The following is a 9,388-nucleotide window of genomic DNA, read 5'->3' on the forward strand; positions in this document are numbered from 1 at the left end:
ACCATATTGGCTACAGCCCTTGTGGATACGGGAAGTAAAATGGACGAAGTTGTTTTTGAAGAATTTAAGGGTACAGGCAATATGGAGTTGGTGTTGGACAGAAGACTGTCTGAACGGCGTATTTTCCCCGCAGTGGAAATTATTAAGTCGGGAACCAGGCGGGAAGAGAAGCTTTTGACTGAGCAAGAGCTGGAATGTAACTTTACCCTTAGGAAAATGGCGTCTACCATGAGCCAGATGGAAATGGTTGAAGGTTTTTACGATTTGATGAGAAAGACCAAAAATAACCAAGAGTTTATGGAGCGTTTGCCCTTCTGGGAGAAGACCTTAGGACTGTTTGATAAGTGATTCTTTTTTGGAATTTTTTATTGCAAAGGGAAAGAACATATGATACACTACTGATGTTGTCTATAAATAATAAAAAATTATTGATCAACAAATTTAAAAAATGAGGTGAAAGAAATGAGAGAAGGAATCCATCCCCAGTACAATCAGATTAAAGTAAGATGTAACTGTGGTAATGAATTTGTAACAGGTTCTACAAAGGACGAAATCAGAGTCGAAGTTTGCTCTAAGTGTCATCCTTTCTACACAGGTAGCCAGAAGTTGCTTTTGGAAGCTGGCGGTAGAGTAGAAAAATTCAACAAAAAATACGGCAGAAAGTAATTTCTGCAAGATTGGAAGAGTAAAGGTGATTATCACTCTCTCTTCTAAATTTAACGAGAATGAGAAATGTGCAGAGAGCTTATCCCTGCACTTTTTTATTTATTCAGGAAAAGTTGTAATTAAAGATATTTTTGTCTATCGTTTACAACCGTCAGAAAAGCGGCTTCTGTTAGAAAAATAATTGGAATGGACTATATAAGAGTGGGGCATAGTTGATTGTACTTATTCTGAGCGAATTTATTTTAACAGTGCATGATGAAAGCCTTCTATTCTACTTTTTTTGACAATTTTAGGTAAATACAGTTTATAATTCTAAAATAATTTTTAGTTTTCTACCTTTTATGATATAATATTTAATTGCAATAGAAATTTACAGACGAAAAGAGTTGATACAGTGTCAAATGATAAGGAAAAAAGAGTACGCCCTACAAGCATCGGCGGACAAGCGATTATTGAGGGTGTTATGATGCGTGGCAAACGCATTTATGCCATGGCAGTGAGAAACCCCGCAGGTGGAATTACCGTTGAAAAAAACGAATGGGGTGGAATAGCCAACAAAGGCATTTTCAAATATCCTATTTTTCGTGGAATTGGGGCTTTTGTGGATTCCCTGATTACAGGTACAAAAATATTAATGCATTCCGCGGAAATTGCCGGAGAGGATTGGTCGGAGGAAGAACTTTCTCCCTTTGAAAAATATTTGCAGAACAAATTCGGCGATAAGATTAACGATATTTTGATTTACTTTAGTGTTACCGTATCTTTAATTTTGGGTATGGGCTTGTTTTTTGTTCTTCCCGTATGGCTGGGCAGTTTCTTTAAGACCATTGTGCCAGTATGGGGGTTAGGTGTGATTGAAGGGCTATTGAGAATTGGTATATTCTTGTTGTATTTATTTCTGATTTCTAGAATGAAAGAAATCAAAAGGGTTTTTCAATACCACGGTGCAGAACACAAGACCATTAACTGTTTTGAAAGTGGTAAGGAATTAACAGTGGAAAACGTCCTGCCTTGCACAAGACTGCATAAGCGTTGCGGGACCAGTTTTTTGCTTTTTGTAATGATTATCAGTATGATTGTGTTCTTTTTTGTGAGAACTGACTCCATTGCATTACGATTGGTTTCCAGGATCTTCTTAGTGCCTTTTATTGCAGGTATTTCTTATGAGGTTATTCGATGGGCAGGAAGATCCGAAAGCAAGCTTGTTGCGGCAATCAGCTATCCCGGGCTATGTTTACAGAAAATAACCACAGCAGAACCGGATGCATCCCAAATCGAAACCGCAATTGCGGCGATGAAGGGAGTATTGGAAGATGAAGGAGAATAAGACTGTTGCCAATGCTTTGCTGGAAGGCAAGCACCGTCTACAGTTGGCTGGTAAAGAGAATTTTGCCTTTGAAGCAGAGCTTTTATTAATGGAAGTATGCCAAATGAGTCGGGTACAGTTGTTTACCCATGGAGAAAAAATCGTTTCGCCTGAGGAAGAAGCTAGGTACAATGATTATTTGAATCAAAGAGAGTCGAACCGTCCCTTGCAGTATATTTTAGGGCAATGCGAATTTATGGGGCTACCCTTTACTGTTGGCGAGGGGGTATTAATTCCTCGGGGGGATACGGAGATTTTAGTGGAATCGGTGTTGTCCATTTCAAAGGAGAATAACATACAACGGGTGATTGATTTAGGCACGGGAAGCGGATGCATTCCCATTTGTCTTGCCCATTATGGAAAGATGAATTGTGCAGGAGTAGATATCAGCCCCAGGGCATTGGGTTTTGCAAGGAAAAATGCAGAAGTGAATCAAACTGAGGTAGTGTGGCTAGAAAGTGACCTATTCGCTCAGGTTCCCATTCAATGGAAGAGGAGCTTTGATGCCATTGTTTCCAACCCGCCATACATAGCAAAGGCAGAAATTGAAAGATTGATGCCCGAGGTTCGAGATTTTGAGCCTGAGAATGCTTTGGACGGGGGAGAAGATGGTTTAGCGTTTTACCAGCGTATTATAAAAGACAGTCATCACTGGCTGAAAAACGGAGGATGGCTTTTTTTTGAAATTGGCCACGACCAGGGGAAGGCATTGCTTTCTATGATGGACGAGAATGGATTTTCCCAATGTACATTGAGGAAAGACTTGGCAGGCTTAGACAGAGTTGTTTTTGGAAAATTAAATGGGATAATAGATGAGGTGTAACCATGTTTGAACGATTGGCAGAGATTGAAAGCAAATACAACGATTTGGCAGATCAGGTAAACGACCCTGAAATGATTGCCAACCAATCGGAATGGCGCAAGCGTATGAAGGAATATAGTGATATGACCCCTGTGATGGAAGCGTATCAGGAATATAAAAAAGTGAAGGCCGCAGTGGAAGAGGGGTTGGAGCTTTTAAACGACAAGCTTGATGAGGAATTTCGTGAGCTGGTGAAAGAGGAATTTGCCCAGAATAAGGAGCGTTTGGATGAACTGAAGCAGGAAATTACCATATTGCTTTTGCCCAAGGACCCTAACGATGAAAAGAACGTAATTGTTGAAATTAGAGGTGGTGCCGGCGGAGATGAAGCTGCATTGTTTGCCGGAGATTTATTTCGTATGTATGCCCGTTATGCCGAGGACAGACGGTGGAAAGTAGAGTTGATGAACGCCAGTGAAAGTGATTTGGGCGGTTTCAAAGAAGTCTCTTTTATGATAACGGGGAAGGGAGCCTATTCCCGAATGAAGTATGAAAGTGGTGTACATCGGGTACAGCGTATTCCAACCACAGAAAGTGGTGGGCGTATTCATACATCTACAGTGACGGTAGCGGTTATGCCAGAGGCAGAAGAAGTAGACGTTCATATTGATATGAATGAGGTTCGAGTGGATGTATTCCGCGCTTCGGGTAATGGTGGTCAGTGTGTAAATACCACAGATTCTGCGGTACGTATGACCCATTTACCTACAGGTATTGTTGTTTCTTGCCAAAACGAAAAATCTCAGTTGAAAAATAAGGAACAGGCATTAAAGGTTTTATATGCTCGCGTTTATGAAAGAGAAAGACAGGCGCATGATGCTGCAATTTCAGCAGACCGCCGTTCTCAAGTAGGTACCGGGGATAGAAGTGAACGTATTCGTACTTATAATTTTCCCCAGGGCCGTATTACCGATCATAGAATCGGCTTGACCTTGTATAAGATAGATAGTATATTAGACGGAGATTTAGACGAACTAATGAATGCTTTGATTACCACAGACCGTATGGAAAAAATGCAGGCGGGTGGACTGGAGGAATAAGGAAAGAAGTGAAGGTATGATAGAAATTTGGCAGCTTTTTACTACATTTTGCAGAATTGGAGCCTTTACCTTTGGTGGCGGCTATGCCATGCTGCCCTTATTGCAAAGGGAAGTAGTTACCAAACGAGGATGGGCCACAGAGGATGAAATTTTGGATTATTTTGCAATTAGCCAATGTACCCCCGGCGTTATTTTTGTGAATACAGCTACTTTCGTAGGATTTAGGCGTAAAGGGGTTTTAGGAGCAATTGCGGCAACAGTAGGGAGTATATTTCCCTCATTGGTAATTATTATGGTTATTTCGGCGGTACTAAAGAATTTTGCCCAGTTGGCTGTCGTTCAGCATGCTTTTGGTGCAATTCGTGTGGTTGTAGGCGTTTTAATTGTAAATGCAGTGGTGGGAATGTGGAAAAAATCTGTGGTGGATAAAATTTGTGCTGTCATTGCAGTGGCTGCGTTTTTGCTATCTGTAATTTTGGAGGTATCGCCTATTTGGATTGTTCTTGGGGCTGGACTACTTGGTTTAGTGGCTCCTATGATAAAGGGGGCCAGAGCAAAATGACTCAGTGGTTGCTTTTATTTTATGAGTTCTTTAAGATAGGCTTGTTCTCTGTGGGTGGCGGTTTGGCAACACTGCCGTTTTTATATAAGCTTGCGGATAAATATGACTGGTTTAATACGGGCATGATTGCTGATATGGTGGCAATTTCCGAATCTACGCCAGGGCCTTTGGGTGTGAACATGGCCACCTATACAGGGTTTCAATTTGGCACTTTTCTAGGAGGTATTGTTGCTACCATAGGTTTGGTTTTTCCTTCCGTTGTAATCATTATCTTTGTTTCAAAATTTCTTCAAAAATTTCGAAATAATACGCATGTGGAAGATATATTTTATTTATTGAGACCTGCGGTAACGGGATTGATTGGAGCGGCGGGGTTTGGGGTACTGCTTACAGCATTATTTCATGTAAATGAAATTACTGATCTTTCAATGGAAAATTTTCTTAGTTACATCGGAATAAAGGAATGCATTCTGTTTTTAGGAATGCTTATCATAACTAATAAATTTCAAAAGCACCCGGTGGCTTATATCGCAGTGGGGGCAGTAATAGGTATCATATTTGCATTTTGATGCGGAATGAAAGGCTTTTTCCACCCATATGATAGAGTATATGGAATAAGGGGGAAGGTCGAATGAGTCTATGGCTGTCGATTCCTGTGTATTGGGTGCTGCTATGGGCAGCGAGTAGGCGTAAGAGAGCCTATCCGTTGCCCTTTCGTTTTCTGGAGGGAGCAATATTAGCATATCTTTGTTTCTTGTTTTTGCCTCCTGCTTTTTTGGATAGTTTGGCTTGGGCTGGCCTGGGTTCAATATTGGGGATTACAATGGGTGTTTGGGCAGAAAACAGATTCCCCGACCAAGGGCTAAGTAGGGAGTTTAGAAGTGCCGCCATATTTACAGCGGCTTTTTTATTCGAAGTCTTTTCCAATGGGTCATGGGTTATGGCCAGAGGCATCATTGGGGGAATTGCTTTATATTCTGCCAGCAGCGGATTGTTTCCTGAGGGTCTGTCTATAAAGGAAACTCTTTTTACTGCTTTAGGAGGGGTTCTAGGATTTATTTTAGGTGTTGTAATTTGTTTTCTTTAAAAGAGATGGATATTTGCAAAATTGGGTATGCTTTGATATAGTAAATAAAAAATGCCGAGAAAAATACAATAGAGAAGGGCATTCCATTAAAGGAGGTTTCTTATGGGGCAAATTGGAATAGAAAAAGAAACACTAAAGACCATGATTCGAGAAAATGTAAAGACACTTTATAGAAAAAATATTGAAACGGCATCGGCAGAAGAAATTTATCAGGCGGCAGTGTTTTCTCTACGGGATTTGATTACGGATAAATGGATTAAAACCCACGATACTTATAGTGAGAAGGATGCGAAGATTGTATATTATCTTTCTATGGAATTTTTAATGGGGCGGTTTTTGGGAAATGCCCTGATTAACATGGGGATGAATACCGTAATCAAAGAGGTATTTGCTGAACTTGGCATTGATTACAATACGGTAGAGGATGCTGAACCGGATCCGGGCCTTGGCAACGGTGGTCTGGGTCGACTGGCGGCTTGCTTTTTAGATTCTCTTTCCACTTTGGAACTGCCTGCATATGGCTGCGGTATTCGATACCACTATGGAATTTTTGAGCAAAAAATTGAAAACGGATATCAGGTGGAAGCACCAGATAACTGGCTAGAGGACGGAGATCCTTGGGGGATACGCAGAAACGAGTATGCAGTGGAAATAAAATTCGGTGGGCATGTAAGGGCAATACCCAAGGAAAATGGAGGGTATCGCTTTGTACAGGAGGGTTATCAGTCTGTTATGGCTATTCCCTATGATTATCCTGTAGTGGGATACGGGAATAATACGGTGAACACCTTGCGTTTGTGGGATGCACGGGCAAAAAACAGAATTGATTTAAAATACTTTAACGAAGGAAATTATCAAAAGGCTGCGGAAGAAGAAACTTTGGCAAAAACATTAACGGATGTGCTTTATCCTGCGGATGAGCATTATCAAGGGAAGGAATTGCGTTTGCGTCAACAGTATTTCTTCAATTCTGCAACAGTTCAACGGGTGATTGCCAGATTCAAAGAAAACCATGGGGATTTTAGTTTATTACCAGAGAAAGTGGCCTTTCAGCTAAATGACACCCATCCCAGTATTGCCGTGGCTGAATTAATGCGGATTTTGGTGGATGAAAATGATTTACCTTGGGATCAGGCTTGGGAGATAACCCAGAAAGTTTGTGCATATACAAACCATACCATTATGTCGGAGGCCCTGGAAAAATGGCCGTTAGATTTATTCAGTCGCTTATTACCTCGTATTTATCAAATTGTTGAGGAAATTAACCGCCGCTTTTGCCTTGAATTGACGGATAAGTACGGAAATAATCCGGAAAAAATACGGCGTTTGGCGATTATTGCGGATGGACAGATTCGTATGGCATATATGGCAATTGTGGGGAGTCATTCGGTAAATGGCGTTGCGGCTCTTCACACCGAAATATTGAAAAATCAGGAGCTAAAAGATTTTTATAAGTTATACCCCGAGAAGTTTAATAATAAAACCAATGGAATTACCCAGAGAAGATGGCTGTTGCATGCCAATCCTCAGCTGGCGGAGCTGATTACAGAAAAAATTGGTGATGGCTGGATTACAGATTTGGGGCAACTGGAAAAAATTTTACCTTATGTTGATGATAAAGAGTTTCAAGATAGATTTATGGAAATTAAAAGGGCAAATAAGGTAGAGTTGGCGAAATTTATTAAATCTACAAAGGGCATTGATATCAATCCCGACAGTATTTTTGATATTCAAGTGAAGCGACTGCATGAGTATAAGCGTCAACTTTTGAATGTTTTGCATATTATTGGGCTTTATAACAAGTTGAAAATGAATCCTGGCTTGGATATGGTACCAAGAACCTTTATTTTTGGAGCAAAGGCGGCAGCGGGGTATCGCCGTGCAAAGTTAATTATAAAGCTGATCAACAGCGTTGCGGATGTGGTGAACAACGATGAAAGCATTGGTGGCAAGATTAAGATTGTTTTCTTGGAAAATTATCGTGTATCCCTAGCTGAACGGTTAATTCCTGCAGCGGATGTGAGCGAGCAGATTTCTACAGCGGGTAAAGAAGCTTCAGGTACGGGGAATATGAAGTTTATGCTAAACGGGGCATTGACTGTTGGTACAATGGACGGTGCAAATGTTGAGATTTTCGACGAGGTTGGAGAAGAAAATATCTTTATATTTGGTATGAACGCTGAAGAAGTGCAGGAAAAATATAATGGGGAATATGATCCTTGGAGTGTTTATAATATGAACCAAGAGGTACGTATGGCAATGACTGCCTTGATTAATGGCACATTTTCCAATGATACCTGCCTTTTTAGGGAGTTGTATGATGCGCTGCTGAATGGTTATGGTGGAAGCAGAGCGGATGAGTATTTTATACTTGAAGATTATGCGGACTATCAACGGGCACAGTTGGCCGTTGACTATGCCTATCGGGATAAGGAAAGATGGGCAAGAATGGCAATTTACAACACAGCTAAGAGTGGTAAATTTTCTAGTGATCGTACTATAAAAGAATATGCAAAAGAAATTTGGAATTTACCTTCAGTTTCCATTGATTTTTGACATGAGCTTCCGCTTTATACAAGCGGAAGTTTTTTTTGTAGAAAAGAATGCCCTTTATTTTGTATATGGATAAAAAAAAGCTATGGTATTGAACGGAAAAACGACATCCACTGTTATTTTATATAAAAAACTTATAGGTAGCCAATTAGAAAGAACAAATAAAGATGGTGGTAAAAATGGATTTTGAGAAATCAATGGTTTATTTCGTATTTAAGTGTAATTGCGGGTGACACATTGTGTTTGTACCTTATAAAGGAGATGCAAGTATAAGTGAAACTTAAAATGTAAAGTTAATCTCATGGATGATAATTAATACATAAATCTACAATATACGCGCATATTGTCATCACCTTAATAAATGATTAAGAATTGAAATGGAGCAAGGTGGGACATTTTTTGCGTAGTTTATTTTGTTCTAAAATTACTTGATTAAAGATAAGAAAAAAGACGGAAAAGCTAGTAAAATCAAGGGTTTGAGAGTGTTTACTAAAGCGAAATTCACTTTATATTGATAGATATTAAGAATAAATTTCATTAATAAAACACTATTATTTGACGACATTTTGTCGAATTATGGGATATAATGCGGTAGATTGAGTGTACACAATGAATTTTTTGTGCTATAGTTGGATTGCAAAAAACAAGGAGGGAATGTAAAATGAAACGTAAATTTGGTAAAGGTTGTATTGTAGCTGTATGTTTGGGTCTTGCACTCGCATTTAGTGGTTGTACTAAGAAAGAGGAAGCTCCTGAGGCTCCTGCACAGGAAGCACCTGCTGATACAGAGGCACCTGCTGATGCACCTGCAGACGCACCTGCTGATACAGAGGCTCCTGCTGAAGGCGAAGCACCTGCTGATGCAGCACCTGCAGACGCAGCACCTGCAGACGCAGCACCTGCTGATGCACCTGCTGATGCAGCACCCGCAACACCTGCTCAATAAGAAGCGCTTAAAAAATAAGGCATCCCGACTACGGGATGCCTTATTTTTGTGGTTGATAGAAATAAAAAGGGAAAATTGTAAAAAAGTGTTGACAAGTTCAAATTATTCTGTATAATAAGAAAAGTCACTGCGAGATGCAGTTGAGCAAAGCAACATAAAAAGGCGAATTAAGCAAATGATTCGAAGAAAAGAAAGAAAAAACTTTGAAAAAAAGCTTGACAAGCTATGATGGATATGTTAAGATAATCTTCGCTGACAACGAAACAGCGTCAGCAAAAAAACAATTGATCCTTGAAAACTAAACAG

The 9,388-nt window shown here is 40.0% G+C and carries 9 protein-coding genes and 1 pseudogene; all 10 read left to right on the top strand.

Translation table 11 applies throughout. The features are described from left to right. Positions 1-348: pseudogene (locus tag RTK36_RS14615) on the top strand (transcription termination factor Rho); the annotation flags it as partial. 114 nt (positions 349-462) lie between these two features. Then, positions 463-666 (top strand): 50S ribosomal protein L31, encoded by a 204-nt coding sequence (gene rpmE / locus RTK36_RS14620; RefSeq protein ID WP_312047972.1) that lies wholly within the window; start codon positions 463-465, stop codon positions 664-666. Between the two features lie 394 nt (positions 667-1,060). After that, a complete protein-coding gene (locus RTK36_RS14625; RefSeq protein ID WP_312047973.1) occupies positions 1,061-1,993 on the top strand; it encodes a DUF1385 domain-containing protein in 933 nt (310 codons plus the stop codon). Beyond that, on the top strand, positions 1,980-2,855 hold the full coding sequence (prmC, locus tag RTK36_RS14630) for a peptide chain release factor N(5)-glutamine methyltransferase (RefSeq protein WP_312047974.1): 876 nt from the start codon (positions 1,980-1,982) through the stop codon (positions 2,853-2,855). The genes RTK36_RS14625 and prmC overlap by 14 nt, the downstream gene beginning before the upstream one ends. A gap of 2 nt (positions 2,856-2,857) precedes the next feature. Then, positions 2,858-3,934 (top strand): peptide chain release factor 1, encoded by a 1,077-nt coding sequence (gene prfA, locus RTK36_RS14635; protein ID WP_312047975.1) that lies wholly within the window; start codon positions 2,858-2,860, stop codon positions 3,932-3,934. A gap of 16 nt (positions 3,935-3,950) precedes the next feature. After that, positions 3,951-4,496, top strand: coding sequence for a chromate transporter (locus tag RTK36_RS14640; RefSeq protein ID WP_312047976.1), 546 nt, complete (start codon positions 3,951-3,953; stop codon positions 4,494-4,496). Next, a complete protein-coding gene (locus RTK36_RS14645; protein WP_312047977.1) occupies positions 4,493-5,065 on the top strand; it encodes a chromate transporter in 573 nt (190 codons plus the stop codon). The genes RTK36_RS14640 and RTK36_RS14645 overlap by 4 nt, the downstream gene beginning before the upstream one ends. A 62-nt stretch (positions 5,066-5,127) precedes the next feature. Continuing rightward, a complete protein-coding gene (locus RTK36_RS14650) occupies positions 5,128-5,583 on the top strand; it encodes a hypothetical protein (RefSeq protein ID WP_312047978.1) in 456 nt (151 codons plus the stop codon). A gap of 102 nt (positions 5,584-5,685) precedes the next feature. Then, positions 5,686-8,139 carry a glycogen/starch/alpha-glucan phosphorylase gene (locus RTK36_RS14655; RefSeq protein WP_312047979.1) on the top strand — a complete coding sequence of 818 codons (2,454 nt, stop codon included), beginning with the start codon at positions 5,686-5,688 and terminating at the stop codon, positions 8,137-8,139. Positions 8,140-8,797: 658 nt separating this feature from the next. Beyond that, a complete protein-coding gene (locus RTK36_RS14660; RefSeq protein WP_312047980.1) occupies positions 8,798-9,082 on the top strand; it encodes a hypothetical protein in 285 nt (94 codons plus the stop codon). The last annotated feature ends 306 nt before the right edge of the window (positions 9,083-9,388 follow it).

The organism is Anaerotignum sp. (assembly GCF_031981185.1).
Classification (GTDB): Bacteria; Bacillota; Clostridia; order Lachnospirales; family Anaerotignaceae; genus Chakrabartyella.

Coding starts and splice junctions, on each gene's coding strand:
- rpmE (WP_312047972.1), top strand. CDS start 463: ATGAGAGAAGGAATCCATCCCCAGTACAATCAGATTAAAGTAAGATGT.
- prmC (WP_312047974.1), top strand. CDS start 1,980: ATGAAGGAGAATAAGACTGTTGCCAATGCTTTGCTGGAAGGCAAGCAC.
- prfA (WP_312047975.1), top strand. CDS start 2,858: ATGTTTGAACGATTGGCAGAGATTGAAAGCAAATACAACGATTTGGCA.
- RTK36_RS14640 (WP_312047976.1), top strand. CDS start 3,951: ATGATAGAAATTTGGCAGCTTTTTACTACATTTTGCAGAATTGGAGCC.
- RTK36_RS14645 (WP_312047977.1), top strand. CDS start 4,493: ATGACTCAGTGGTTGCTTTTATTTTATGAGTTCTTTAAGATAGGCTTG.
- RTK36_RS14650 (WP_312047978.1), top strand. CDS start 5,128: ATGAGTCTATGGCTGTCGATTCCTGTGTATTGGGTGCTGCTATGGGCA.
- RTK36_RS14655 (WP_312047979.1), top strand. CDS start 5,686: ATGGGGCAAATTGGAATAGAAAAAGAAACACTAAAGACCATGATTCGA.
- RTK36_RS14660 (WP_312047980.1), top strand. CDS start 8,798: ATGAAACGTAAATTTGGTAAAGGTTGTATTGTAGCTGTATGTTTGGGT.